Below are 24,651 nucleotides of genomic sequence, written 5' to 3'. Positions count from 1 at the left end.
ATGCTGGCGTGGGAAGGGGGGCGAGAGTCAGGAGGTCAAGGTGGCAAAAGGTCAAGACCGACAGGCCTCACCCGTGCCCGCTAAACAACAGCGTGACGGCGGTGACCAACTGAACGGCGCCGAGGGCGAAGCACCAGGAGGAGATCCGACGGTACCGCCTGAGCCTGGCGGCTCCTTGTTTGTCTTCCAAAAGAGATTCACCGTTTGCGGCGGACCATTGGCTGAAAAGATCATTGCGCGCAAAGGCAGCCTTCGTGAGCCCCGCGTTCTTGGTTCCCGGTGGCACCCAGAAAAAGCCTACGGGCTTTCCAAGGTCAGTCCACGCGGACTCTGAGCGTGTCCAAACCTGTTTCAGAAGCCTGTCAAACATCGCAAAGCTCAGAACAGCAAAGACGCCTCCAGCAATCGAACATGCCAAAAACGTTGTCATCAGGACTTCAAACATGGGTGCAAAGATGCCGGACAATATCCGACGCACAAGACACAAGCCTCTCCATCGCGCAGGCTGCAGCCTCAACGTCCGCCTACAGTCTTCCCCGCGCGCGCCGCCAGCAGCGCCGACTCCCCGATGAGCAAGCGGAGCAAGCTGGGACGTGATGAGGAGTGAGGCGATCATGGCTTCAGGCGGCATCACACCATCGCGCTGCGCAGGGCCAGGCGCTCGGATTCCGGCAGGCTGCTGGCGGTGATGGCCTTCCACGCGGCATTGATGTCGATGCGGCTCCAGAGGGCGGCGAGGCAGTTGCCGAGGCTGATGCGTTCCTTCGGCGCGCGCACGTGGGTGAGCAGATTGAGCGCGAGATCGGGGCGGTGATGCTTCACCACGAGGATGAGGTCCTTCAATTCCTCGTCATTGTATGAGGCCACCACTTCCGCGTCGCTGAGCAGTTCATCGAGCAGGGGAAGATCGCGCAGGTTGCCGCGGTGCAGGCTGGCGGCCACGCGCCGGAGCCGCTCGCGGCGCTGGGGCAGGAGCAGGGGATGGAGGGCTTTTCGCATGGCATAGAATACGCCAGCCGGGGCAATGACGTCTTGCATGCGCATGGCTTCCTTGTGTAAAATACGCGCACTATGGCGGCGATTTCACCACAGGCCTTTTTGCGGCGGTTACGCGGCGCGGAGCTCGCGCAGCTGTTTGACCTGCTGCCGGACATGTCGTTTTTCATCAAGGACGCGCAGGGCCGCTTCATGGCGATGAACCGGCGCAGCTGCGACTACTGCGGGGTGAAGCAGGAGAAGGATGCCATCGGCAAGACCGACTATGACTTCTTTCCCCGCAACCGTGCCATCGAGTACCGCAAGGATGACGAGATCGTGATGCGCACGGGCAAGCCCATCGTGAACCGGCTGGAGAGCGCGCCGGAGGCGGAGGGCAGCCCGCGTCTGGTCATGTCCAGCAAGATCCCGCTGCGCGATGCAGAGGGGCGCATCATCGGCGTGGCGGGCTTTTCGCGGCAGCTGGATCAGGTGCGCAGCCGCAGTTCCGGAGAGGCGCGTTTTGCACGGGTGATCGAGCAGATGCACAAGCACCCGGAGGACGCACTGAGCAGCGCGGAGATGGCGCGCGTGTGCGGCCTCTCGCAGAGCCAGTTTGACCGCAGCTTCAGGCGCGTGTTTGGCTCATCAGCGCGGCAGTATTTGCTGCGCGTGCGGGTGGAGGCCGCGTGCAGGCGACTGGCGGAGACGGAGGAGACGGTGGCCGCGCTGGCAGTGGAGCTGGGCTTTTATGATCACGCGCATTTCACGCGCTGCTTCCGTGGTGTCATGGGCATGACGCCCGCGCAGTTTCGGGAGGAACGAGTACCGAAGGGGAGAAGGAAGGATGAATTATGAAGGATGAATTATGAAGGATGAAGCCGAGGGTGAGTTGCGCTGTGTTTGAAACACTGGGTGCTGAGAGGCGGGCCAGAGCGCTCCACGGACCGCATGCGAAAGCGGGATTTGTTTCGCAAACTGCAAAGAAGACGTGGACCCTCTGCGTTGCCTCACCATGGACAGTTCTATGCCCGAGCGAGACGAAGGTCTTGAGATCTATCTCAACGAGATCGAGAAGGCGAAAGCGCGGTTGCTTGCGCTGAAAGGTGCGGTGGGGGAGCGTGAGGTGCGTGCCCAGATGATCCGGGAGCATCTGCGGCTGGTGGTGAGGATCGCGCAGGAGCAGCAGGCCCAGGGCGAGATCCCGATGTTAGACCTGATTTCTGCAGGCAACATCGGCTTGATGAAGGCGGTGGCGCGGTTTGATCCGGAGAAGGAAGGGGCGCTTCCGGCGTTTGCGGCATGGTGGATCCGGCAGGCGATCAAGCGTGAGGTGAAGAAGCGGGCCGGGAAGTTTCAGGACCTCTGCGCGCCGCTGAAGCCACACCTAGGCAGCGCTGAGGATCTGGCTTTGCCTGCGTGAGCAAGCTCGCTGGACGGGAGGTCATGTTTTTCCGGCAGGAGATTCGTTCTCGTCTCATACCACGATCAGTTGAAAAAAGGTCTCCCAGCAAGCACCCCAACTTCAAACACGGGGCACATGCTGGATCGTAGGATGGGTGTGGCGACAGCGCGTGCGTCTGCGAGCGTGCCTCATGCGCTGTGGCGTACGGACATCCTCGCAGTCGGTCGGTTTGGCGGTGGGGGCTTGGGAGCGTTGGAACGCGCTTGAATGTGCTCACCGGCAAGGGACGTGCGTGGAGGTAGGCTGGCGGGCAGTGGTGAGTGGCGTGAAAGCCTAGAGAGCCGTAAGGATAGGCGGATTGCCTGCGTAGTGCTCGCATGGACGGCTTGAATCAAGAACGCATCGATGACTTAAAGGCTCGCCCCGGTGGAGGCGAGGGGCTCGATGTCTATCTGAATGAGCTGCCTGAGGCGGCTCCGCTGGCCGGGGCGGGGCACACGGATGAGTCTGCGGAGCGCGAACTGCGCGCGGAGATGGTGCGGGCGAATCTGTGGCTGGTGGTGAAGCTGGCGCAGGAACTGCGGAACTGGTGCGAGGTGCCTATTCCAGACCTCATCGCCGCAGGAAACTGCGGACTGGTGAAGGCGGTGAACCGGTTTGACCCCGGGAAGGAGGGGCGTTTTCCCATCTTTGCCCGCTGGTGGATTCGGCAGTCCATCAAACGTGTGATCGAGGAAAATCCGTTTTTCCACCTTCCCGCGTCCATGCCAGCCGAGGGAGATGAAGAGGACCTCGCGCTGTCTGCGTGATCCGTCTGAGGTCACACTCTTTTTAATTCTACTTTGGTAAGTTCCATTTGCTGCCTGCCAAAGCTGGTTTTCCGGATTGTTGACCACGGATTACACGGATTGACACGGATGCCTGAGGCTAAGGGTTAATAATTCCCGATGCCTTTCATGAACGCCCTGAAAAGTTACCAAAGTAGAATTAACGTGGCGCCCATGGGCTGCGTCTTCTGTCAGCAAGCGTGCTGCGGCCGCTATGAAGTACGGTCGTCCTCGCAGTCGGGCGGTTTGGCGGATGGAACGCTGGAGCGTGGGGTGACTTTCGACGCCAAACACGTCCGACCTACGGGGCGGGGTTCGGCGCGCTGGTGGCGCTGGGTGTGGCGTGGGCGCTGGCCGGAGCGAGCTAAAGCTCTGGACTACTTTTTCCAGAGCGAGCGTTCGAGCAGCCGCGAGACGAAACCTCGGGCTACTTTTCCAAAAAACCCGGCGGCCTCCGTGCTTTCGTTATGTCTTCAAACGCATTCCCCAGTGCGAGGATGCGGGCATCTGCATTCGCGGTTCCCATGAAGGAGAGGCCGATGGGGAGGCCTTCCACGAAGCCGAGCGGCACGGTGAGGTGGGGGTAACCGGCCACGGCGGCGGGGGTGCTGGCGACGCGTTCGTTGGTGTCTCCTTTGGCGAGATCGATGAGGCCCACGGGATCGTTCGTGGGGCAGATGAGGGCGTCGAGGTGGTGCTCCAGCAGCGCGGCATCGATGCCTTCGGGGCCTGCGAGGCGGCGGGCTTTTTCGCGGGCGGTTTCTCCTTCGGCGATGATCTCGGGCGTGCCGAGTTTTTCGGATTGCTCGAAGAACTCCTGCGCAAAGTGCGGCATCTCTTCGCTGCGGTGCGCTTCATTGAAGGCGATGAGTTCGGCGAGGGAGCGCACATCGCCGCCGCGTTGTTCCAGGTAGGCATTGAGGTCTGTGCGCAGCTCGATGAGCATGGATTTCCAGGAGAGCGCTCCGGCTTCGCGGAAGTTCGGGAGCTTGACGGGATCGACGATGATGGCACCGGCGGCGCGGAGTTTTTCCAGGGCGGTTTCAAACAGCGCGAGCACCTCCGGATTTTTGCCGCAGTGGCCGCGCAGGACGCCGAGGCGTGCGCCTTTGAGCGCATCTGGTTTCAAATCGACCGTGAAGTTTTCCGCGAGGATCTGCATGAGCAGCGCGGCGTCTTCAACCGTGAGCGTCATGGGGCCTGCGGTGTCCTGATGATGCGTGATGGGGATGATGCCCGCGCCGCTGATGAGGCCGACGGTGGGCTTGAACCCGACGATGCCGCAGGCGCTGGCGGGGCTGACGATGGAGCCGTTCGTCTCCGTGCCGATGGCTGCCGGGGCCAGCCCTGCGGCCACGGCTGCTGCGGAGCCGGAGCTGCTGCCGCTGGCGCTGTGCGTGAGCCGGTGCGGATTGCGCGTGAGCCCGCCGCGCGCGCTCCAGCCGCTGGTGGAATTAGGAGAGCGGATGTTCGCCCACTCGCTGAGGTTCGTCTTGCCGAGGATGACGGCCCCTGCGGCGCGCAGTCGCGCAACGAGCGGGGCATCGGCCTTCGGTTTGTGATTGAGCAGCGCCAGCGAGCCTGCGGTGGTCTGCATGGCATCGGCGGTTTCGATGTTGTCCTTGAGCAGGATTGGCAGGCCGTGCAACGGGCCGGCAGGGGCGCGGTCGGCCAGGTCTTTCGCGGCAGGGTTCAATTCGAGCACCGCATTCACACACGGACCCGTTTTGTCGATTTCGACGATGCGTTTGAGGCAATGCTGCAGCACCAGGGCAGGCTCGGTCGCGCGCGCCTTGAGCATCCCGGACAGAAGGGTGAGCGTGGAGTAGGGGTGGATGTCACTGTACACTCGCGAGCAAGACGCCGGACTCAGCAGGGCAGCGGTGGAAAGGAGCATGCGGCGGCGGTTCATGGGGGTGGTAGCGGTTTCAGCAACTCGCTGGGAACGAAATAACGTGACACATCGAAGGGCGACTGATAGGGCAAAGGCGAATAGAGCAGCAATCGGTCAGGCAGGGAGGTGCGGAGGTCCAACGGAACGGGGAGGCTTTTCAGCCAGGAAGGCGGCAGATCAACTTTCCGCGCCGACTTTGAATCGGAGCCGAGCGTCAACCACGGTCCCCAGGGAGTGCGTCGAAGCCATGAAGCTCCCGTGAACAGACCCAGGTCGTAGATGTGCATGAGGCCTGAGGGCAGATCCAATGCCTGGGTTTTGATGGAAGCTGCGTCCTCCTCCTCCCAAACATGGGGCGGATCAATGCCGGGCACGTAGAGAAGGCTTAACTGACCGGGCCCGTAGATGCTTCCGTCCAATTCCTTCGTGATCGCAGGCGGCTTATTCAGGGAAGGGGTGGGGACCTGCAGCAATGAAGGTGTGGGATCCGCCTGCCAGCAAAGTGCATACATCCATAAAAGTGGATGTACAGATATAAGTTTGTTCGATGGCATTCGCTCTCCGGTTCTAACCTCAGACCAGCCCCATCCTGCGGAGGAAAGGGTAAGGATGAGGAGGAGCAAACCGGTCTTCATGGAGGGATGCTACCGTGGCCGCCGGGAGGGTGTCGAGGCTTTTGACGGGGCGGCAGGGAGGCACTGGGCAGCGATTTTCCATGACGCCGGACTCAGTGCGGCAGCGGTGGAGAGCAGCATGCGGCGGCGGTTCATGGGGAGGGGGATTTATGATTTACGATTTATGATTTATGATTTGCCGGAAGAAAGTATCGCGGCGCTGGTTGCGGAGGCGTCCGGTGGAGCGCGGACTTTAGTCCGCAGAAGGTCGTCCGCGCATGGCGTGTGTGTTTAGGCTGAATGTCGCAAGCACGGTGGCGCTGGGTGGGGCGGGGCCTCGTGGTGGCTTCGGGGCGCTTTGTTTCTGCGGAGTTCTGCGGACTAAAGTCCGCGCCCCTTGGGCTGCTGGTGCAGCGGTCGTTCTGCGATTTTCAGACGCTGTCCCTTTGTCGTGTTTGAAAAGCAGATGACTGAGCGCTCCCCTTGCGTTCCGTGGAGCGCGGGCCTCCGAGCCCGCAGCAGGTGGCAATCATCACCCGGCCAGAGCATGGCTTCTGCCGGGTCGCAAACACGAGCATCATGAGCAGTGGCAGTCGCGTGCAGATGAGACTCGTGAAGGAACGTGCGGCGCTGTTGGATGCTGCGAAGTGCTGCGGGCTCGGAGGCCCGCGCTCCAAAAGCGCTTTCGCCAGACCCGCTTGAAACAGGTTTTCAAACACGGCCTAAGAGCCTGCATACCGTCCGATGAAAAGGATCAGGCCGGTGGTGTCGTGCTGCAAAGCCCAGATGAAAGGGTGGTTGGCATTGAAGGTGACGACCCGGCGTTTGGGCGCGGCGGGCGGCGCACCGAACGGCTCCGCTGGCGCTGCGGTGACGGCGGCGGCCTCGGCACCGAGTTCGTTGACTTCGATCATGGCTTCATGCGCGACGTCGCTGATGAAATAACCGCCCCCGGGCAGTCCTTTGGAAAGATTGGCGGCGCCGTTTTGAAACAGACTCTTCGCCCCCAGCGTCTGCCACAGCCCCTTCAGGCTGAGCTGCGTGCTGTAGCTGAAGCGGGGGAGCATGAGGTTCACATCGCAGTCGGCGAGCTGGGTGTGCGTGGCGTTCCAGGTTTCGAGCGTGAGCCCGGCCTCGATCTTTTTGCGTGCGGCTTCATCGCGTGGCAGCAGCACCAGCATGTGGACTTCGTGGTCGGTCATGGGGATTTGGAGGCACTGCCATGACTCTGCCTCGGAGTAATAAAAGGGTTCCGCTGTTTTCATCATCATGGGCAGCATGACGCTGCCTTTTTCAGGCGTCTGAAATGGGCGCGGCTTGGTGTTTTTCAGTTCGAAGGGGCTTTGCCAGAGGCCTTTGAGGAAAAGGGTGTTGAGCGCGACGAGGGATCTGGCGGGGTCTGAGAAAGAGGCGGGGCCGACGATCTGCGGGATGCGGCCCCGTGTCTTTTCACGCACCCACCGGTTCACCGCCACAGCCGAGGCGGTGGCATCGGCGGCGGGCAGTTTTTGCAGCGAGGCTCCGAAGAGAGTCTGGGCGGAGGAGAGGAATGCGGGATCGAAGGTGCCCGCGCCGGTCGCCCAGAGGGAGTGGGTCATTTCCAGGGTCAGAGAGCCGCGCCGCACCGTGGCCGCGAGGGCGCTGCGCATGGCGCCGAGGTCCTCCAGCTCCTTCTCCGTGCCGCCCTGCAGGTGGGCCAGCTTCGCGAGTTCCTGGCGCGTCTCGCCCTCCGCCGCCGTCATGAGGAGGGAGGCCAACTGGTGGGAGCTGAAGGGGGAGAAGCAGAAGTTTCCCTCCGTCATCGGGCGGAAAAGCTGGAACAGCTCAAACGCATGCGCATTGGCCGCCTGGGCCGCCAGTTGGGGCTGTGCCGCATGGGAAAAACAGCTGCAGGCAGGGAGGAGCAGCAGGAGCAGGCGGTGGCGGTTCATGGAGGTGGTAGCGGTTTCAGCAACTCGCTGGGAACGAAATAGCGTGACACATCGAAGGGGGACTGATAGGGCAAGGGCGGATAGAGCAGCAATCGGTCAGGCAGGGAGGTGCGGAGGTCCGAAGGAACGGGGTGGCCTTTCAGCCAGGCAGGCATCGGGCCACTTTTTTTGGCAGGCTTCGAAGCAAAGGCGGGCAACTTCCACGGCCCACACTTGTGGGGTCGAATCCAGTAAGCTCCCGCGTACTTCGGCTTAGGCCAGTCGATGATGGGAAAGAAGTCTGGGAAATCCTCAGTTTGGAACCAAGCGTTATTGTCGATCTCCCAATCTGAAAATTGGTAGAAGCCCGTTATGTAGAGAATAGTGAATCCACTAGGTTCGTGCAGACTTCCGTCCAATTCTTCAAGTGGCACCGGACGTTCTTCCGATGCCTGAGTGGCGACCTGCAGCAGTGAAGGCACGGGATCCGCAATCCAGGGAATATCATGCGTCCAATGAAGTCCCCAAAATTGCATCAATCGCATGCTCCACGCCTCCCAGTCCTCAGACCAGCCCCATCCTGCGGAGGCTAGGGTAAGGATCAGGCTGAGCAAACCGGGCTTCATGGCGCGATGTTACCGTGGCCGCCGGGAGGGTGTCGAGGCTTTTGGCAGGCTGGCAGGGAGGCATTGAGCAGGGCCCGATGAGGAAGGGGATGGAGCGGCCATTTTCACACTCCGGCTCCATAATTTCAGCCTTCCGTAGCTTTTATCATTGTCACCGGGAAGCCGACATGATAAAAACCGCCCCTCTTTCGTGAAATTGTCCGCTCTTCGTCTTGTCACAGCCCTTCTAGTCTCGGCCGCCGCCCTGGGTGCGGAGGAGCCGATGCTGCCCAAGGCTCTGGGAGTTCAGGGTTCGGCGTCCTTTCCCGCCAACGGGCCCCGCGGCTTTCTGAAGCCTTCAAAGTCGATCAAACCGCCGGTCACAGAGCCCTCGGTGGCACAGCCCGCGCCGTCCATCGTGCAGGCCCCCACCTCGGAGACGCGCCTGCGCAGGCTGGTGGTGGTCTCGGGCACGATGACGCCGGAAGCCATTCGCGACACCATTCTCGCCTGCGGTCAGACCCGCACGCCCGTGACCACCGCCGGTGGCATGAGCGCTCCCGCGCCGATGCTTTCGGACCTGGCCGGACTGTTTGGCTCCACGGTCACGGAGGACACGCAGAAGCAAGTTTTGGAAACCGTGCGCAAAGGCATGGGCTCCACCGCAAAGCCGGTCAAGCGCGTGGAAGTCGTCGGCTGGCTGCCCAGTGAAGGTGTGATGGCCGTGGCGGTGTATCCTGAAAGCTGAGGGAGCTTTCATGAAACGAAGACAATATCCGGTCGCGGGGTTCCACCATACGGCAGCCAGTGAATGGGCAGGCGGCACTCCCGTCACGGATGCGGACCATGCGCTGTCTGTTTCTGCCGTGCCGTCGTCCGCGCCCTCTCTCTCCCCCGCGCCCGCCATTCCGCGTGTGCTGCTGGCAGAGGAGAGCCTGCCCTACCGCCGGGTGATCCGCGAGGCGCTGATGGCCTTCCGCCTGTGCGAGGTGGATGACGCGCCCAGCGGCGAGCGCGCCTTTGAGCTGGCGCTGCAGCGCGAGTACTCGCTCTTTCTCTTTTCGCTGCCCCTGCCAGACATGGCGGGAGACATGCTGGACCGCCTGCTGGGCAAGGCCTACCCGCTGGTGCACAAAGGCGTGCACACCACCCCGCCCGTGGTCTTCCTCATTCAGCCCGGAGACGCGATGAAGTTTCAGGAACTGCAGCGGAATGTGCGCGTGCGTGGCAGCATTCCCTTGCCGCCGAAGTTGGATGTGCTGCTGTCTGTCACCGCCTCGCTGCTGCCAGAGCGTGAGGGCGGCCTAGCCTTTCCGCCTTCGTTTCCTCCTCCTCCTCTGAGCCCACCTCCTCCTTCCGCGCATGTTTCCTGATCCCGAGCGTCACAGTGTCAAAATCTGCGGCATCACCGCGCCGCAGCAGGCGGCGGTGCTCTTCGCCCTCGGCGCGGATGCCGTGGGCATCAATCTCTGGCCGAAATCCAAGCGCCACATGCCGCTGGAGGTCGCGGTGAGCGGACTGCAAAACGTGGCCGCGAAAAACGCTCTCGTCGCCGTTTTGGTGAATCCGGACGACGCCCTGCTCGATGCCACCCTCTCCAGCGGCCTCTTCCAGGCCCTGCAGCTCCACGGCGATGAAACGCCCGCCGATGTGGAGCGTGTGATGCAGCGCGGTGTCAGCGTGATCAAAGCCCTGCAGGTGCGCGATGCGGCATCGCTGGCCCAGATCGGCGACTATCCCTGCGACTCCATCCTGCTGGACGCCTACAATCCCGGCACCTACGGCGGCGGCGGCCACGCCTTCCCCTGGGAGCTGGCCGTGCGCGCCAAGGAGATGTTTCCCACCAAGCACATCCTCCTCTCCGGCGGCCTCACCCCCGAAAACGTGAAGCAGGCCGTGCAGCAAACCCAGCCCATCGCCGTGGACGTCGCCAGCGGTGTCGAATCCATGCCCGGCAGCAAGGACCTGCTGCTGGTAGCGAAGTTCATCGCGGAGGCGAGGGAGGGGTGGGGAGAGGTTAGAAGTTAGAAGTTAGAAGTTAGAGGTTTAAGGTTTCAAGTTCCGGGTTCCGAGTTGCGGGTTGCAGGTTCCAAGTAGCAGGTTGCAGGTTGCAGGTTGCAGGTTGCAGGTTGCAGGTTGCAGGTTGCAGGTTGCTGTTTTCTGGTTGCTGGTTCCAAGTAGCAGGTTCCAAGTAGCAGGTTCCAAGTAGCAGGTTCCAAGTAGCAGGTTCCAAGTAGCAGGTTCCAAGTAGCAGGTTGCGGGTTGCAGGTTGCGGGTTGCAGGTTTCGTGGCGGCTTCGCCTCCTGCGTGAGTTCTTGGTTTTGCAGTGTCGGCTTGGTACCACCTGCGGGTGCAATGCCACGACCCGCTGAAAACTGGTCTGCATACCAGTCGCATCAGGCCTGTTCTCGAGCACGCGCATTCCGGCCGTAGGTTGGGCGTGTTTGGCGCCGATCGCATTCCATGTTCCACCGCCTCTCCGCCAAACCGCCCGACTGCGAGGACGTTCATACGCCCCAGCATTTTCAGCGCACCCGCGGCCCGCAGCTTTCACTCCTTCACCCTTCACCCTTAACCCTTCACCCACGCGGGACGCCGGGTGATCGCGGAGCGTTGAGGGATCAAGATGATCCCTCTCCTCCAAGGCATCCGCGCGGCGAAGCTCTGGCAGGAGCGGGACCATCCTGGTCCCGGAACCTTCCGCAAAGTCAGCCACTTCCATTCCACCAGCAGTTGAAAAGTAGCCTCGGCTTCTCTGATGCACCTGCGGCCCGCAGCTTTCACCCTTCACCCACGCGGGACGCTGGGCGATCGCGGAGCGTTGAGGGATCAGGATGAACCCTCTCCTCCAAGGCATCCGCGCGGCGAGCTCTGGCAGGAGCGGGACCATCCTGGTCCCGGAACGCTCCGCAAAGTCTGCCACTTTCCTTTCATACCCGCTGCCTCAGCAGGAGACGATACGTCCAGACCTACTTCCACCTGCTCATGGGATCACTCCAGCCGCACCTTCAGCGGCGTGTTCTCGCCACCGCCACTGCTTCCGCCTTCACTTCCGCTTTCTCCCTTGGCTTTGCCCCTGTCCCTGACCCTGCTCCTCACCACCACGTCCTCCTGCACGACGAGCTTTGGCGCGGCCTCCCACACGCCGCTGGCATTGTCCTCCAGCACGGAGTGCGTCAGCTGCGTGCGCTTGCAACTGACCGCATTCACCTGAAATCCGGGGCCGCCGGAGGCGATGACCCGGATCTTGTTGAAACGATTGCCCACGGAGCCGGTGTTTCGTCCCTCGTCCACCTGATCCACGAAGATGCCGGCGCGGCCGCTGTGCCGGACCTCAATGTTTTCGAAGCGGTTGTCGCTGGAGTTGCGCATGAAGATGCCGTGGCTGCCGTTATGAAACATTCGCACGTTGGAAAAGGTGTTGTGGTCGAAATGGATGTCCGTGGAGATGCCCGCGCTTTTGTTGTGATGAAGATCGAGGCCGGCGAAGGTGCTGTCCTCCGTCTCGTAGCAGGCCAGGCCGTCGAATTCATTTTCGCTCGCGGAAAAATCCTGCACCACGAGGCGTCGGCACACCTTTTCCGTCACCATGCCACCGCTGCGGCAGCGGCTGGCGGACACGCGCAGCACCAGAATGTCCCGCGCACGGCGGATCACCACGCCGGAGCTGCGGATGGCGGTGGAGGGGCCGGTATCGCACACACCATTCCAGCATTCGCCCTGCTGCTGGGTGCGGTTTCCATCGATGCGGAGATCCGCCACACACACGCCGCGCACGGTGTGCCGCGGTTGATTGGCTTCATCGCCGATGACCACCACCGGGCAGTTCGCCTTCGCCGCCAGCCTCAGCAGCGTGGACGGCCCCGCCCCGCGCAGCGTGATGCGATCCGAATGAATGATGACCGGCGACTGAATGACATAAGTGCCCGCGCTCAGCACCACCTCGCCACCGCTTTCCTTCAATGCGGCCAGAGCTTTGTTAATGCCCGCGCTGCCTGCCGCGGGCGGAACCTGAATCGTCTGCCGCTCCGCAGCCGGGCAGGCAGGGGTGAATCCCAGTGCAAGCGTCAGCCACAGCCAGAGCAGCGCCGCGCACGACGAAAGCGCGGGAGATTTCGAGAGCGGCATGGGGATCATGGTGCTGCCTGAGATTCGCATCAGGCCCCTGCGGCGGCTGTATCGGCCGGGGTGGTGAAGACGGGGCTTGTGCAGGCACGTGCATGCGTCATTTTGAATGAATCAAGTCTATGCAGCCTTCCCCCCTCCGCCTCCGCCTTTCCGCCCTCATGGGCTTTCTAGCCATCGCACTCGGGGCCTTCGGTGCGCATCTCCTGCACGACAGGCTGGCGGCCACGGGCAGAATCGCCACCTGGGAGACGGCGGTGCAGTACCACCTGCCGCACGCCGTCGTGCTGCTGCTGCTCGCTTTGTTTGCTGGAGAAAGACCCGCCATGGTCTGGGCCTGGCGCCTGGTTTTTGCGGGCATTTTGATCTTCAGCGGCTCGCTTTACGTGCTCGCTTTGACCGGCATCAAATGGCTGGGAGCCATCACTCCCATCGGCGGACTGAGCCTCATGATGGGCTGGCTGCTGCTGGCGATTGACGCGAAGAAAAAGTGAGGTTTGGCAGCAATCTTAAATGCGTGTGAAAAACACGTTGCGTCAGGGTCGGAGCTTGCTCCTATACCGGCCCTTCCAAAAAGAGGCTCGGTAGCTCAGTCGGTAGAGCAGGGGATTGAAAATCCCCGTGTCGGCGGTTCGATTCCGTCCCGAGCCACCTCTTGAATGATTCAAGAGGTGGTTAAAAAGTCTCAAGGAGCAAGGAAGGGAAGGGAAGGTTTGCACATCTCAAGTTGCGATTTGTCGGCCAGATGGGATGATTTCAGCAGTACCATGAGCACCGCCAAGAAGCCCAGTGCCACCGCAGCACCCACGCCCACCAAAGGCGTATCCATTGCCCGTGCCAATCGTTCGGAGTGCAACAAGCTTTCCAATGATCAGCGGGCCGAGCTGACCACCCGTGCCATGAACCTCATTTACGGAAGCCATGCGCCTCAAGTCCCCGCTCGTCGCCGTTGATACCAACGTGCTGCTCGATCTGGCGGGCGAGGTGGAGGACTGCTGGGATTGTTTGGAAGCGCTTAAGCGCCGCCGTCAGGTGCCCCGTTTTGTGGTGCTGCCCACGGTGCTGCAAGAACTCGCCCACCTTGCTGACGACGGCAAAACCAAGGCCGTTCGTGCGCTGGCAATGGATGCGTTGCAATCGTTGCTCTCCTGGGGTTTTGAACCACTGGATTTAAAGCCCGTAGGCCACGGCATTGTAGAGCGCGGGATTGCTGCCCGATGAAGAGAAAAACGACAGCTTCATCATTGCAGAAGCTGCGCTGTGTGATTGCGATGTTCTCGTGACCTCTGACAAACTGGTTTATGGCGTGGATCAGAAGAAGCTCCAAAGTCTCCTTGATAGCTTCCATGTGAAGCTCGTTTTGATCTTGTGGCCCCGGCAGGTGGTTCGCCTGCTTGGAAAATAGGGCATGGCCCTCGGCGTTCCTACCTCTCCCCACCGTACGGAAACCGGCAGATCACAGTCACGTCACCAAGGGGCCGTGATTTCATCGCGAGGCTGCCGTCGATGAGGAGGGGCAAACGGGGGCTTTGGTGAGGCTGGAAGTCCAGCCACGCGGACTGCATCATTGCGTGATTAGCTGTCCTCCCACACTCACCCAAGCAACCTCTCTCCGCCCGTATACTTCTCCACCGCCTCCGGATTGAGCTCCAGCCCAAGCCCGGGCGCCGTCGGAATCGCGAGCATTCCATCGGCATCGAGTTTCCAGCCGCCGAGGGTGATCTCATCGATGAAGGGCGAGCCGGTGAGGTATTCCACCAGGTCCGTGCCGGGAAAAGCAGAAGCGAGATGGAGATCTGCGGCGAGTCCGACGGCGGTGTTCCACCCATGGGGGATGAACTGCACGCCATGCTCCTGCGCCATCCAGGCGATGCGGCGCTCTTCGCTGATGCCGCCGACTTTGGTGACATCGGGCTGGATGATGTCGAACGCGCGCGCTTCCAGAAACGGCTGGAAAGCCTGACGCCGGGTGAGCACTTCGCCGCCGCTGATCGGCACGGGCGAGTGCTCGCGCAGTTTGGCGAAATCTTCGAGCGAGTCGGGCGTGAGAGCTTCTTCAAACCAGTGCACGTCGTAGTCGGCGAGCATTTTGGCGGTGTTGAGCGCCCATTTGTAGCCGTTGGTCCAGTGCGCATCGCTGCCACCGGCATCGACCATGAGCTTGTTGTCCGGCCCCACCGCTTCACGGGCGGCGTGCACGATGGCTTCATCTGTGGCCGCGCTGCGCCTGCCAAAGGGACCCCAGCCAATCTTGAAGGCGCGGAAGCCCTGCGCCTTCACTTTGAGCAGGTGATCACGCAGCTTCTCGGGCTCGTCCATCAGCAGGGAAGCATAGGGCTGAACGCGCTCGCGATAGCGCCCACCGAGCAGCCGTCCCACAGGTTGTCCGGTGGCTTTTCCAAGGAGATCCCACAGCGCGATATCGATGCCGCTGATGGCGTGCGTGATGGAACCGCCACGGCCGAGCCAGAACATGTTTTGATGCAGCTTCTCGCTCACGCGCTCGGGTTCGAGAGCATTTTCGCCACGGTAAAGCGGCTCCAGCACCGCAAGCGCGGAGCTCACGAGCGCGTCATTGGTGAACACACTGCCGAGGCCCACCGCTCCTTCATCAGTATGCACGGCGATGAGGGTATGCACGCAGTCTTCGGGCCGGAGCTCATTGCTCCAGCCGCCTTCAGGGGTGGCTCCGCGCAAACCTGCGCAGCGGATTTCTCGGATTTTCATGGGTGGCGTTGGAAGAGTCGGGCTTGGGGTTGAAAGGGGACTTCAGGATCGAGCGGAAACATCGGCCGCGCGCAGCGGGTGTGGCCGAGGCTGCGAAGATTGGCACTGGTGGAGCCGGGCGCATCCACATCGATGTAGCGTGCGGCCCAGTCTTTGAACATGTGGCGCTCACACTGCGGTGACTTTACCACCACGGCACCAAAGTGCTGCGGATCGCAGCCATGCGCGTAAAACAAGGCGCGGTCATAGAGGCTGACGGCGCGGCTGGTGACGATGAGCGTGATGCCGCCTGCCTGGATCACAGCAGTGTTTCCGGCCTGCCACAGCTCACGCGTGGTCTCGCTGTGAAACCAGCCATCTGAGAGCATGCGCACGCGTCCGGTGATTGGCAGCGGTTTGAAGCGTGCGGGATCCAAGGCGCCGCCCACCGTGGTGCTGATCTCCTGGCCGATTCCGGCACGAAAAGCCGCCTCCACGGCTGCTGCATCCACGATGGGAATCAAGGCGGTGCCTGCATAGCCCGCATCGAGCAGGGCGCGCAGGATCGCATTGCTGTCGCCTGAAGCGCCGGAGCTGGTGGCATCTGCCGCGTCCACCAGCACGATGGTGCCGGAGGTGTTCTCAATCGTCTGCTGCGCCGCATCCGCCAGGCTGGTGAGCGGCACCTGCATTTTCTCATGATGCTCCCAGAACAAACCGGCGATGCGCAGGGCCTCGCGCTCGGCAAGGGCGGGATCGTTGTCCGTCACGACGAAGCTGTTGGAGGCAAGCGCAGGCACATCGGTGAAAGGATTGCCCCACATCATTGCCGCGGAGAGTCCGTCCGCGCTTTGCTCAAAAGCCACCGCGGCCTCCACCGCATGGCGGATGGAGCCTGATGCGGTGATCAGCTCATCGCCACGCACCAGCGCCGGAACACGCACCAAGGCGGTGACGGGTTTCACCGCGCCTGCCACGATGCGCAGGAGCAGCCGGGCCGAGCGCTCGCCGGTGCTGAAGAAATCGACATGCGGATACGTGTGAAACGCCACGGCGGCATCGCTCTGCTCCAGCATGAGCTCGGTGAGGATTCCGTGAAGATCGAGCGAGATGACGATGGGCACCGTTTCGCCGACGATCTTGCGCGTCTGCTCCAGCAGCCAGCCTTCGGGATCGGCGAGGCTTTGAGTCGCCATCGCGCCATGCAGGGAAAAGTAGATGCCGTCCACCGGCGGTGCTGACTTGATGCTGGAGAGGATTTCCTCCGCGATGCGCTCAAAAGCCGCATCTGCCAGCGTGCCACCCGAGGTGATGAAATGGGCGCTGCACGTGGGCACCAGCTCCACGCCCGGTGTTGCATCCAGCACGTTCAGGGCGCCGCCCACCTCGCTGCGCACCTGACGGTGATAATCAAGAATCGTCTGTCCATGACGCAGCGTGAAGTCCTCGTATCCGCTCAGGTGGGGATTGAAGGTGGAGACTTCCTGTTTGCATTCAGCGATGAGGATCTTGGGCATGGGAGTGCTATTCTACGGTCCAACGGCGCGCGCCTTCCGCCAGTCTTCATCAAAGTAACCGGCGAGAACGATTTTTCCCTCCGCACCCACCTTGATGACAGCCCAGTCTCCGAGACGTGGGAAGAGCAGGTAGTTGAAGGCGGCGAACTCTTTCTCATGAAAGGTGTGGCCGCTGTTGATGACGAGGTAGCGGCCTTTCGCCAGCGGACTCGCGGTGATGAAGGCGGGCGAATGATCCCGCGCCGACTGCACCTCCGCGCCCAGGCGGACTTCATCAGGTGTCCATGTCACCGGAAGCTCCGGCAGCGCTTTTGCGATCCATGAGTTGCTGCCGGGATCTCCAAAGAGGATGAGGTTTTTGCTGCGAAGGTCCTCCTCCGTGACGTCGCTGTCGTCCTTCACGGGAAGGCTGCCGCGCATGTAGCGCGCCCACTCGTACTCGAAGCGCTTCAGCTCCGTATGCGCCCAGGCATTCACGCTGGGATTCCACGGCTGGCCGGTGCCACGCACGCAGAGAAAGGGGGTGGTGAAGGCATCGTCAATGGGGCCTTGCAGGCCGGGTTGTTTGCCCGTGAACTCCACCTGCGCTCTCATGCCCTCGCAGCGCCAGACGCCGCCGGATTTGGAGAAGACGAGGGCGCTGCCTTCCGGTTGCGCAGGCAGCGGGATCTCCACGCCGTTGAGGGTCATCTTCTCCACCGGGCGATGAATCGCAAAGCGCGTGATGTTGCGCGCCTCGCTCACGCGCAAGCCGTCTGCGGTGATGCTGGCGCGGAATTCAGCGCGTTCGTAATGCTGTTCGAGACCGAGAATTTCCAGCCAGTGGCAGCGGTTGTACTTCAGCGTCCACGTCACGAAGCGGAGCTGCTTTGGATCATGATCGAGACCCTTCGCGGCGTATTCACCGATGCGGCGCATCTGCTCCGCATGCGTCTTGGGATCGATGACATGGCCCGTGCCCGGAGAGATGAGATTGGTAAACGGCAGGCCCTCCTTTGCGAAGGCTTCACCCATGATCACGTGCGCCTGGAAGAAGACATCCTTCTCGCCGATGCAGGCGATCTCCGGTACCACGGCGGCATTGGCCGCGTAGTCCACAGAGTCGAGCATGTGCAGCCCCTGCTCCTGGTGCGGCGGCAGCGGGCCGACTTTGATGAAGCCGGGGATGGGCGTTTCGGAGAAGCGATGCGTGTCCACATAACCGCAATACGGGCCGATGGCGACGAAGCGGTCGGGATGCTTCAAGCCAAGGTGCCAGGTGCCTGACGCGCCCATTGACATGCCACGCAGCACGATGCGGTTGCGGTCGATGCTGTAGTTTTTGCAGACGGCTTCGATGGCCTCAAACACATCGGTCTCGCCCGCCCAGCGGTAGCAGTTTTCCACGCGGCCGAGCGGATGCAGCTCGATGTAGTCCACCTCCGGCGCGCCGCCTTTGTCCTCATCTCCTTCATCAAAGCGGCTGATGAATTTCAGCTCGCTCATGCCCACCGGTTTGGAGCTGCCGTGCAGCACCACATCCAGCCGCATCGGTTTGCCGGCGTTGTAGCTTTTCGGGATGATCAGGCCGTAGGGCTGCACCGAGCCGTCGATGGCGGAGATGAATCCGCGAATGACTTTGCCCTTCTTGCTGGTCCATCCGAGCGAAGTGGAGGTGGAGCGCTCGGCATCGCGCTTTACCGCACGTTCGATGAGGCGGATGTCAGCCGGTGAAAAGGCCGTGTCATAGGACAGCGCACGCTCCACGCCTGCAGAGAAGATGCCGATGTCCGCGCCGATCCGCTCACGCTGGATCTCGGTGCGTCCCAGCACCGGCGTGGTGGAGAGCTGCGCGGCCCACAGGCCCTTTTGCTCGACCGTGAGCGCGCCAGCTTCACGCAGCACGAACTCCATCGCGGTGACGGTGTCTTCGTAGTTGGTCGAGTGCCCTCCTGCTTCGCGGTGAATGCTGAGCACTTTGCGTTTGGCCAGCCGCAAAGTTTCGGCCAGACGCAGCACGCTCTGCGGCGGGACGACTTCATCCTTGCCACCCGTGGTGAAGGCAACGGGCATGGTGAACTTCTCCGGCCAGAGCTCCGCGCTGCGCTTCTGGTATTCTTCGGGCTTTTCAGTTTTGGAGCCGCCGTAGGATGCAGTGCGTGCATCCTGAAACTTTTCATACTCCACCAAATTCGCCATGCCATTGAGGCTGCACACACCGGCCACGAGTTCCGGATGCAGCGCGGCAAAGGTCAGCGCCGCTGTGCCGCCCATGGAACCACCGGCGATGAACACGCGGTTCACATGGTGGCGCTGTTTGATCTCGGTGATGATCTGCACCACATCCGCCTCGGCGGCAGGTCCCATCCACGAGGTTCTGGCGCGGTAGTCGGGAGAGACGAGGATCATGCCAAACTTCTCCGCCACATCGCGCAGTCCTTTGCACTCGCCGCGTGCGTCTTTAATGAACTGCCAGCGGTCGGAGCTATGACCGTGAAACGCGATCAGCACATCGCACGCGAGGAGTTCTTCCATCGAATCCGGCAGCAGCTCCACATAGCGCTGCTCCGTGCCATCGAGCGAGGACTTGAAGGCGATGTCCTGCGGTTCGGCATGCAATGAGGCAAGCAGAGGCAGCAGGAGGAAGAGCAAGGCTAGGAAAGGTCTCATCGGTTTCACAGGTTATTCCTCTTCCACACGGAGGTTGAGGTTTGAAGCGAGGTCGCGTCGGAACAAAGTCCTGATGCCGAGGACCAAGGCCGCGCCCGCCACGATGTAGGCCATCGCGGTGAAGGAGAGCAGGCGGTCGATGCCGAGCGTCTGCTTCCACAGGCCGCCGAAGAGCGTGGCAAAGCCGGAGGTGATGGCACCGAAGAAATTGAGCATGCCAACCGCCGTGGCGCGGGCGGAGGAGGGGACGATGTCAAAGGTGGCCGGGAAGATGTTCGCGATGAAGAGGCCGCTGAAGAGCCCAAAGCCGGTCGCCGCGATGCGGGTGACCAGCAGCGTGTCGCTGTTGCCGAGTGCATGAATGCAAGGCGCGGAAAGCACCAGCCCGCAGACCATCAGCCAGAAGCGCGCGGTTTTGACGCGCTGGTAAAGGGCATCCGCGATCATGCCGCCACCGATCACTCCGGCAAAGGTCGCGGTTTGCAGGAAGACGGTGGCATTGAAGGCGGCGTCCGCCTGGTTCAGATGAAACTTGTCATGCAGAAACACCGGCAGCCAGCCATACAGCAGCCAGATGCCGAAGACGAACACGGGAAACACGAGGCAGAGCAGCAGAAAGGTGCCCGACTTCAGCAGCGCGCTGAAGGTGAGCCCCGAGGTGGCGGAGACGGCCTCCGCCGGTGGCTCCTCCACGAGACGCAGAAACGTGAAATAAGGCAGCGCATACAGCACACCCACCACGCCGAGCACAAAGAACGCCACGCGCCACTGGCCGCGATCCGCCATCCATCCCCCGAACCAGCTTCCCGCCACCGTGCCTGCGATCTGCCCCGTCATGAGCACAGACACCGCACGCGAGCGCCGTGCCGCGGGATACGCCGCTGCTGTGAGCGCCACCGCGCTGGACATGTAAAGCGACTCCGAGACGCCCATGGCTGCGCGCATGGCCAGCAGCGCCGCACCCGAGGCCACGAGACCGGTGCCGATGGTGACGACACTCCACACCACAAGGCTGAGCACCACCAGCAGGCGTTTGGAGAAGCGGTCCCCCAGATAGCCGGACACCGGGCAGCCGAAAGCATAGACCCAGAGAAACACCGCGCCCACGAGCCCAAGCTGCTGGTCGCTCATCTGCAGTCCCGTCCGCAGCGCGGGAAACATGGAGAACACCGCCTGGCGGTCGCAGTAGTTGAGGAAATACGCGAACCACATGAAGGCCACGAGCAGCATGGCGCTCGTCCCAGTCTGCGGTGGCGCATCGGATCGCTGAGGATCGGGCTTCATGCGCGCAGCACTTCACGTTCGCTGACCTGCCGGGCGATCACGGCCACGCAATCTCCCTGCTGGGTGAGGCAGGGCGCACGCATGGTGATGAGGTAGCCGCTGCTTTGCGCGATGATGGATTCCGGCTCCCGATCCGGCCGCTCCAGATGATGAATGTGGCCCACGGTCTGGCCTTTCCTGACCCTTGCTCCGAGATCCACGGTGACCTCAAAAATGCCCGACTCCGGCGCGAGGATGTAGTCCTCCCGGTTCGTCGCCTGCGTAATGATCGGTTTCGTTTTACGCGGCTGCAGCCGGCCTTTCATCGCGCCCACATGGATGAGCACATTCTTCAATCCGCTTTGCGTGATGCGGTGCACACTCGCGGGGATGCACTCGCCGCCGCCGAGTTCGGTGGTTACCACGAGCTTGCCCTGATTCTCCGCCTCCACCGGCAGCAGGCCTGTGCCCGCGATGTCCGCATAGATGAAGCAGAACTCCGTGTCCCACGCGAGCATGGCGGCAAACATGCGCGACCGCTGCTCGCGATCCGCCACCAGGTGCATGTGGGAGCAGGGGACGAACTCCATGCTGCGCCCGCCGGAGTGCATGTCGATGACGACATCGCTCAACGGAAACAAAACGGTGCGCAGGTAATGCGCGATCTGGCTGGTGACAGGCCCCTCGGCATCGCCGGGAAAGGCGCGGTTCATGTTCATGCCATCGAGCGGAGAGAGCCGCGTGGCCGCGCGCGCGGCGGGAAGGTTCAGCGAAGGGATGAGGATGATGCGCCCCGTGACTTTCTCAGGCGTCAGCTCTCGTGCCAGCTTCATCGCCGCGATCTGCCCCTGGTATTCGTCCCCGTGATTGCCACCCAGCACGAGAACGGTGGGTCCTGTGCCGCGGGCGACGATGGTGATGGGGATCATCACATTCGCCCAGCCTCCGAGGTTGTGGGAATAAGGCACTTGCAGGAAGCCCTGCTGCTTGCCTTGTCTGCCGAAGTCGAGGGAGGTGATTACCATGAGACACCTACGGTGCCAGGGAGCTGCGCCTCACGAACTAATTTGGCGGAGCGTGCGCCCAGCTTGCCTGAAGGCTCAGGCCTTCCTCTTGCCTTCGTACGGAAACCGGCAGATCACACTGACACCGCCACGCGGGCGGGATTTGAGGACGAGGCTGCCGTCGATGAGATTGGCGCGGTAGTCCATGACGCGCAGGCCGATGCCTTCCTTCCCCGGGCTGTGCTTGCGCAGACCGGTGCCGTTGTCTTCAATTTTGAGCACGGCTTCATGCTCGCCACGGAGCTGCAGGGAGAGCTTGATGCGGCTGGGGTGGCCGTGGCGCAGGGCGTTGTTTGCAGCCTCCTGGGCGATGCGGTAGATGTGCGTCTCCTTCTCCGGGTCTTCAATGCGGATGTCCGGATTGACCTCGCAGGAGCAGGCGGTGCGGTGATTGGTGCGGATGGTTTCCGCCAGCAGTTGCAGCGCGCCGCCGAGGCCGCGGTTCTTCACCGAAGCGGGCGAGAGGCTGTGGGACATGCGGCGCACTTCCTGAATGGCGTCCTGCATGAGGTGGTGGATGCGCGAGGCGCTCTCCCGCTGTTCACCGCTGAGCTCGTACTCCAGAGCTTCGATCAGGCTGGAGACGCCGGTCATGGTCTGGCCCACGCCGTCATGCAGATTGTGGCCGATGCGCGCCTGCTCCTGCTCGGAGATTTTGAGAATCTCCTTCTGCAGGCGGTAGCGCTCCGTGAGGTCCGTGCCGGTGACGATGATGCGGTCCACGGCGCCTTCCGGGGTCTTGGTGATGATGCTGGAAAGGGCGACGACGTGGCGCCTGCGGTCCTTGCCGATGAGGGTGACTTCCCTGGAGGGGATGTTCTGGCCTGCGAGCATCTCCTTGAAGCGCTTGTGGGAGCGCGCCTTTTCCGCAGGGTCCATAAACTTGGACTCCCACGGCGGGAGCTTGCCCACGAGGTCCTTGCGCTTGAAGCCGAGCATCTGCAGCGTGGCCTCGTTCATGTGAATGAGGCGGCCGTTGCGGTCCAGCAGGATGATGATGGCGGAGGTGTGGCTGGCCAGGATTTCATTGAAGGCCTGCTCGCGGCGGAAGTTGTCCTCGGCGAGCTTGCGGCGGGTGATGTCCTCCACCATGGCAAGCACCTGATTGGGACGCCCGCTCATGGTGCTGAGCAGGGAGGCGTTCAGATTCACCCAGACCACAGTGCCGTCCGGCCGCACGTAGCGCTTCTCCCATTGAAATTCGGAGGACTTGCTGGCCTTGAGCTGCTCGTGCAGGCGGAGACTTTTGTCGCGGTCATCCGGGTGGGTGATCTCGTCAAAGCTGATCTTGAGCATCTCCTTGCGGGACCTGCCGGTGATGGTGCAGTAGCGCTTGTTCACGTCCACAAAGCGGCCCGTTGCGAAATCAATGAGCCCCACGCCGACGACGGCCTGCTCAAAGACGGCGCGGAAGCGCACCTCGCTCTCGATGAGGTCCTGCTCCGCCTTCTTGTGCGCGGTAATGTCCTGAAAAGTGCCGATGAGCTTGACGGTCTTCCCATGCTGCTGAATGGCGCTGCCCTGGGAGCGCGCCCAGAAGTGGCGGCCCTTCGCGGTGATGACGGGCAGCTCCAGCTCGTACGAGGTGCCATGCGCGATGGCGTCCTTCACCGCCACGCGGATGAGCGGCTGCGCCTCGGGTGCGTAGAAGTCGATGGCCTGCTCCAGTGTGGGGGCGCTGTTGACGCCGATCTCAAACAGGCGGCAGGTTTCCAGCGACCAGAAGAGGGTCTGGGTTGTCACGTCCAGCTCCCATCCGCCTATCTTGGCCATCTCCCCGGTGCGCTCCAGCAGCTCCGTGGTTCGGGCCAGCTTTTGCTCGGTGATCTTCCGCTGCGTGATGTCCTTCAAGATGGCGATGTGCCGCGAAGGCGGGTCGCCCTTTTTCCACAAAGGAGAGACGGTCAGATTGATCCACGTGATGCTGCGGTCCCGGTGAACGCAGCGCTGCTCAATGGTGAAAGTCTGCAGCAGCCCGGCCTTCAGGCTCTGCATGTGGTTCACATTCGCCTGCAGGTCGTCGGGATGAATGAGATCGGCAAAGGTGAGGCCGGTCATTTTTTTGCAGCTCATCCGTGCGATTTCGCAGGCGCGCTCATTGACGTTGAGGAAGCGTCCCGTGTTGCTGTCGATGAGGGCCACGCCGATGGCGGCCTGCTCAAAGACGGCGCGGAACTGCGCATCGCTCTCCCGCATGGCCTCCTCCGCCGCCCTGCGCGCGGTGATGTCCGTGAGCAGCGCGAGCGCCCCGATATAGACGCCCTGGCTGTTGTGAATGGGATTGGTGGAGACGTAGGCCCACAGCGCGGAGCCGTCTTTGCGGATGTATTTGAACTCGAACTGCGCGGAGATGCCTTTCCTGCGGTTCTTGATGTGCTTCACCAGCAGGGCCTTGCCCTCGGCATCGAGAAAATCGCTGATCGGGCGGCCCACCATCTCCTCCTGCCGGTAGCCCATCATCTGCGCCATCTTGGGATTGACGTAGTCCGTGAGGGACGCGGCATCGATGGTCCAGATGCCTTCCTCCGCGGTCTGCACGATCTGGCGGTAGCGCTCCTCGCTGTCACGCAGCGCGATCTCTGAGCGGCGGCGCTTGGTGATGTCATTGATGCTGCCGGAGAGGTGGGTCACACGCCCGGCTGCGTCCATCACCGGTGTGACGGAGATTTTGCCGTATTTGGTTTCTGAGTCGCGCACGCAGACCTCGTCCCACCGGACAGTCTCGCGTGTGCGGATGGCCTGGCGGCAATGCTTCAGCACCCGCGCGCATGCGGATTCCTCAATGAACTCCTCCAGCTTCCGGCCGATCATCTGGTCTGCCTGCAGACCCGCGGTTGCGAGAAAGCAGCTGTTGGCAAAGACCAGGCGCAGCTGCTGGCGCGGCTCCACCGCCAGGCTGAAGAGGGCGGCGTCCACATGATTGTAGAGCTGGGCAAACTGTTCTGCAGTGGGCGGCGCGGCCATGGCCCGCACAGGAGATGCGGCCGCTGCGGCGGCTTTGCGTCTGGCGGGCGCAGTCTGTGGAGGTTTCTTCATGCAGGAGGCAGGCACCGAATGTAGCCGGGGCGATTCTAGGCACTGCCGAACCTCGAAGCAA

The 24,651-nt window shown here is 62.2% G+C and carries 23 protein-coding genes and 1 tRNA gene; 10 read left to right on the top strand and 14 right to left on the bottom strand.

The annotated features are described in order from the left end of the window. Window positions 1–67 precede the first annotated feature (67 nt). Complete coding sequence (locus ACILSR_RS28540) at window positions 68–445, bottom strand: hypothetical protein (protein ID WP_395753227.1); 378 nt, start codon at window positions 443–445, stop codon at window positions 68–70. 185 nt (window positions 446–630) lie between these two features. After that, window positions 631–999: a hypothetical protein gene (locus ACILSR_RS28535; RefSeq protein WP_395753226.1), complete on the bottom strand. Its 369-nt coding sequence runs from the start codon at window positions 997–999 to the stop codon at window positions 631–633. A 72-nt stretch (window positions 1,000–1,071) separates the two neighbouring features. Here ACILSR_RS28535 and ACILSR_RS28530 point away from each other — a divergent pair, with 72 nt between their 5' ends. From ACILSR_RS28530 to ACILSR_RS28520, 3 genes are all read left to right on the top strand, one after another. Further along, entirely contained in the window at window positions 1,072–1,833 is a 762-nt protein-coding gene (locus ACILSR_RS28530; protein WP_395753225.1) for a helix-turn-helix domain-containing protein, read from the top strand. Between the two features lie 157 nt (window positions 1,834–1,990). Continuing rightward, window positions 1,991–2,398, top strand: a complete 408-nt coding sequence (locus ACILSR_RS28525) for a sigma-70 family RNA polymerase sigma factor (RefSeq protein ID WP_395753224.1) — start codon at window positions 1,991–1,993, stop codon at window positions 2,396–2,398. A gap of 368 nt (window positions 2,399–2,766) precedes the next feature. Beyond that, window positions 2,767–3,189 carry a sigma-70 family RNA polymerase sigma factor gene (locus ACILSR_RS28520; RefSeq protein WP_395753223.1) on the top strand — a complete coding sequence of 141 codons (423 nt, stop codon included), beginning with the start codon at window positions 2,767–2,769 and terminating at the stop codon, window positions 3,187–3,189. A 445-nt stretch (window positions 3,190–3,634) separates the two neighbouring features. On the opposite strand, the gene ACILSR_RS28515 is transcribed toward ACILSR_RS28520, so the two are convergent. The 5 genes from ACILSR_RS28515 to ACILSR_RS28495 form a co-directional block, all read right to left on the bottom strand. After that, window positions 3,635–5,119 carry an amidase gene (locus ACILSR_RS28515; protein WP_395753222.1) on the bottom strand — a complete coding sequence of 495 codons (1,485 nt, stop codon included), beginning with the start codon at window positions 5,117–5,119 and terminating at the stop codon, window positions 3,635–3,637. Next, on the bottom strand, window positions 5,116–5,736 hold the full coding sequence (locus ACILSR_RS28510; protein ID WP_395753221.1) for a hypothetical protein: 621 nt from the start codon (window positions 5,734–5,736) through the stop codon (window positions 5,116–5,118). Before ACILSR_RS28510 ends, ACILSR_RS28515 begins: the two co-directional genes overlap by 4 nt. A gap of 9 nt (window positions 5,737–5,745) precedes the next feature. Further along, window positions 5,746–5,871: a hypothetical protein gene (locus ACILSR_RS28505; RefSeq protein WP_395753220.1), complete on the bottom strand. Its 126-nt coding sequence runs from the start codon at window positions 5,869–5,871 to the stop codon at window positions 5,746–5,748. 566 nt (window positions 5,872–6,437) lie between these two features. Further along, window positions 6,438–7,646, bottom strand: coding sequence for a serpin family protein (locus ACILSR_RS28500; RefSeq protein WP_395753219.1), 1,209 nt, complete (start codon window positions 7,644–7,646; stop codon window positions 6,438–6,440). Continuing rightward, window positions 7,643–8,251: a hypothetical protein gene (locus ACILSR_RS28495; RefSeq protein ID WP_395753218.1), complete on the bottom strand. Its 609-nt coding sequence runs from the start codon at window positions 8,249–8,251 to the stop codon at window positions 7,643–7,645. The genes ACILSR_RS28500 and ACILSR_RS28495 overlap by 4 nt, the downstream gene beginning before the upstream one ends. 190 nt (window positions 8,252–8,441) lie before the next feature. Between ACILSR_RS28495 and ACILSR_RS28490 the strand changes: the two genes are divergently transcribed. Genes ACILSR_RS28490 through ACILSR_RS28480 form a run of 3 tightly spaced genes read left to right on the top strand, consistent with a single transcriptional unit; the run spans window position 8,442 to window position 10,258 of the window. Then, a complete protein-coding gene (locus tag ACILSR_RS28490; RefSeq protein ID WP_395753217.1) occupies window positions 8,442–8,978 on the top strand; it encodes a hypothetical protein in 537 nt (178 codons plus the stop codon). Between the two features lie 10 nt (window positions 8,979–8,988). After that, window positions 8,989–9,603: a hypothetical protein gene (locus ACILSR_RS28485; protein ID WP_395753216.1), complete on the top strand. Its 615-nt coding sequence runs from the start codon at window positions 8,989–8,991 to the stop codon at window positions 9,601–9,603. After that, window positions 9,593–10,258 (top strand): N-(5'-phosphoribosyl)anthranilate isomerase, encoded by a 666-nt coding sequence (locus tag ACILSR_RS28480; protein WP_395753215.1) that lies wholly within the window; start codon window positions 9,593–9,595, stop codon window positions 10,256–10,258. Before ACILSR_RS28485 ends, ACILSR_RS28480 begins: the two co-directional genes overlap by 11 nt. A gap of 963 nt (window positions 10,259–11,221) precedes the next feature. On the opposite strand, the gene ACILSR_RS28475 is transcribed toward ACILSR_RS28480, so the two are convergent. Further along, window positions 11,222–12,358: a right-handed parallel beta-helix repeat-containing protein gene (locus ACILSR_RS28475; protein WP_395753214.1), complete on the bottom strand. Its 1,137-nt coding sequence runs from the start codon at window positions 12,356–12,358 to the stop codon at window positions 11,222–11,224. 119 nt (window positions 12,359–12,477) lie between these two features. Between ACILSR_RS28475 and ACILSR_RS28470 the strand changes: the two genes are divergently transcribed. The 4 genes from ACILSR_RS28470 to ACILSR_RS28455 all read left to right on the top strand — a co-directional run bounded on the left by ACILSR_RS28470 (window position 12,478) and on the right by ACILSR_RS28455 (window position 13,576). Next, window positions 12,478–12,849: a DUF423 domain-containing protein gene (locus ACILSR_RS28470; RefSeq protein WP_395753213.1), complete on the top strand. Its 372-nt coding sequence runs from the start codon at window positions 12,478–12,480 to the stop codon at window positions 12,847–12,849. An 84-nt stretch (window positions 12,850–12,933) separates the two neighbouring features. Continuing rightward, window positions 12,934–13,006: transfer RNA gene (locus ACILSR_RS28465), tRNA-Phe, on the top strand. Window positions 13,007–13,122: 116 nt separating this feature from the next. After that, window positions 13,123–13,308 (top strand): hypothetical protein, encoded by a 186-nt coding sequence (locus ACILSR_RS28460; RefSeq protein WP_395753212.1) that lies wholly within the window; start codon window positions 13,123–13,125, stop codon window positions 13,306–13,308. Continuing rightward, complete coding sequence (locus tag ACILSR_RS28455; RefSeq protein WP_395753211.1) at window positions 13,277–13,576, top strand: hypothetical protein; 300 nt, start codon at window positions 13,277–13,279, stop codon at window positions 13,574–13,576. Before ACILSR_RS28460 ends, ACILSR_RS28455 begins: the two co-directional genes overlap by 32 nt. A gap of 372 nt (window positions 13,577–13,948) precedes the next feature. Here ACILSR_RS28455 and ACILSR_RS28450 read toward each other — a convergent pair whose 3' ends face one another. From ACILSR_RS28450 to ACILSR_RS28425, 6 genes are all read right to left on the bottom strand, one after another. After that, entirely contained in the window at window positions 13,949–15,082 is a 1,134-nt protein-coding gene (locus ACILSR_RS28450; protein WP_395753210.1) for a mandelate racemase/muconate lactonizing enzyme family protein, read from the bottom strand. Continuing rightward, complete coding sequence (locus ACILSR_RS28445) at window positions 15,079–16,578, bottom strand: M81 family metallopeptidase (protein ID WP_395753209.1); 1,500 nt, start codon at window positions 16,576–16,578, stop codon at window positions 15,079–15,081. Before ACILSR_RS28445 ends, ACILSR_RS28450 begins: the two co-directional genes overlap by 4 nt. 12 nt (window positions 16,579–16,590) lie before the next feature. Next, window positions 16,591–19,227 (bottom strand): alpha/beta fold hydrolase, encoded by a 2,637-nt coding sequence (locus ACILSR_RS28440; protein ID WP_395753208.1) that lies wholly within the window; start codon window positions 19,225–19,227, stop codon window positions 16,591–16,593. A gap of 12 nt (window positions 19,228–19,239) precedes the next feature. Next, window positions 19,240–20,511, bottom strand: coding sequence for an MFS transporter (locus ACILSR_RS28435; RefSeq protein ID WP_395753207.1), 1,272 nt, complete (start codon window positions 20,509–20,511; stop codon window positions 19,240–19,242). Further along, entirely contained in the window at window positions 20,508–21,515 is a 1,008-nt protein-coding gene (locus ACILSR_RS28430; RefSeq protein WP_395753206.1) for a succinylglutamate desuccinylase/aspartoacylase family protein, read from the bottom strand. Before ACILSR_RS28430 ends, ACILSR_RS28435 begins: the two co-directional genes overlap by 4 nt. 75 nt (window positions 21,516–21,590) lie before the next feature. Further along, entirely contained in the window at window positions 21,591–24,590 is a 3,000-nt protein-coding gene (locus ACILSR_RS28425) for a PAS domain S-box protein (RefSeq protein WP_395753205.1), read from the bottom strand. Window positions 24,591–24,651 lie beyond the last annotated feature (61 nt).

Origin of the sequence: Prosthecobacter sp., from assembly GCF_044222565.1 — a bacterium.
Classification (GTDB): domain Bacteria; phylum Verrucomicrobiota; class Verrucomicrobiia; order Verrucomicrobiales; family Verrucomicrobiaceae; genus Prosthecobacter.
The sequence above is the reverse complement of the archived record's forward strand: the minus strand, read 5'-3'. Positions and strand labels throughout refer to the sequence as shown.

What these genes read in the sequence shown, in the direction of transcription:
- ACILSR_RS28450 (WP_395753210.1), bottom strand. Translation starts at nt 15,082, where the DNA reads ATGAAAATCCGAGAAATCCGCTGCGCAGGTTTGCGCGGAGCCACCCCT.
- ACILSR_RS28500 (WP_395753219.1), bottom strand. Translation starts at nt 7,646, where the DNA reads ATGAACCGCCACCGCCTGCTCCTGCTGCTCCTCCCTGCCTGCAGCTGT.
- ACILSR_RS28475 (WP_395753214.1), bottom strand. Translation starts at nt 12,358, where the DNA reads ATGCCGCTCTCGAAATCTCCCGCGCTTTCGTCGTGCGCGGCGCTGCTC.
- ACILSR_RS28515 (WP_395753222.1), bottom strand. Translation starts at nt 5,119, where the DNA reads ATGAACCGCCGCCGCATGCTCCTTTCCACCGCTGCCCTGCTGAGTCCG.
- ACILSR_RS28445 (WP_395753209.1), bottom strand. Translation starts at nt 16,578, where the DNA reads ATGCCCAAGATCCTCATCGCTGAATGCAAACAGGAAGTCTCCACCTTC.
- ACILSR_RS28435 (WP_395753207.1), bottom strand. Translation starts at nt 20,511, where the DNA reads ATGAAGCCCGATCCTCAGCGATCCGATGCGCCACCGCAGACTGGGACG.
- ACILSR_RS28440 (WP_395753208.1), bottom strand. Translation starts at nt 19,227, where the DNA reads ATGAGACCTTTCCTAGCCTTGCTCTTCCTCCTGCTGCCTCTGCTTGCC.
- ACILSR_RS28535 (WP_395753226.1), bottom strand. Translation starts at nt 999, where the DNA reads ATGCGAAAAGCCCTCCATCCCCTGCTCCTGCCCCAGCGCCGCGAGCGG.
- ACILSR_RS28425 (WP_395753205.1), bottom strand. Translation starts at nt 24,590, where the DNA reads ATGAAGAAACCTCCACAGACTGCGCCCGCCAGACGCAAAGCCGCCGCA.
- ACILSR_RS28470 (WP_395753213.1), top strand. Translation starts at nt 12,478, where the DNA reads ATGCAGCCTTCCCCCCTCCGCCTCCGCCTTTCCGCCCTCATGGGCTTT.
- ACILSR_RS28485 (WP_395753216.1), top strand. Translation starts at nt 8,989, where the DNA reads ATGAAACGAAGACAATATCCGGTCGCGGGGTTCCACCATACGGCAGCC.
- ACILSR_RS28460 (WP_395753212.1), top strand. Translation starts at nt 13,123, where the DNA reads ATGAGCACCGCCAAGAAGCCCAGTGCCACCGCAGCACCCACGCCCACC.
- ACILSR_RS28530 (WP_395753225.1), top strand. Translation starts at nt 1,072, where the DNA reads ATGGCGGCGATTTCACCACAGGCCTTTTTGCGGCGGTTACGCGGCGCG.
- ACILSR_RS28505 (WP_395753220.1), bottom strand. Translation starts at nt 5,871, where the DNA reads ATGAACCGCCGCCGCATGCTGCTCTCCACCGCTGCCGCACTGAGTCCG.
- ACILSR_RS28540 (WP_395753227.1), bottom strand. Translation starts at nt 445, where the DNA reads ATGTTTGAAGTCCTGATGACAACGTTTTTGGCATGTTCGATTGCTGGA.
- ACILSR_RS28430 (WP_395753206.1), bottom strand. Translation starts at nt 21,515, where the DNA reads ATGGTAATCACCTCCCTCGACTTCGGCAGACAAGGCAAGCAGCAGGGC.
- ACILSR_RS28525 (WP_395753224.1), top strand. Translation starts at nt 1,991, where the DNA reads ATGGACAGTTCTATGCCCGAGCGAGACGAAGGTCTTGAGATCTATCTC.
- ACILSR_RS28480 (WP_395753215.1), top strand. Translation starts at nt 9,593, where the DNA reads ATGTTTCCTGATCCCGAGCGTCACAGTGTCAAAATCTGCGGCATCACC.
- ACILSR_RS28510 (WP_395753221.1), bottom strand. Translation starts at nt 5,736, where the DNA reads ATGAAGACCGGTTTGCTCCTCCTCATCCTTACCCTTTCCTCCGCAGGA.
- ACILSR_RS28495 (WP_395753218.1), bottom strand. Translation starts at nt 8,251, where the DNA reads ATGAAGCCCGGTTTGCTCAGCCTGATCCTTACCCTAGCCTCCGCAGGA.
- ACILSR_RS28455 (WP_395753211.1), top strand. Translation starts at nt 13,277, where the DNA reads ATGCGCCTCAAGTCCCCGCTCGTCGCCGTTGATACCAACGTGCTGCTC.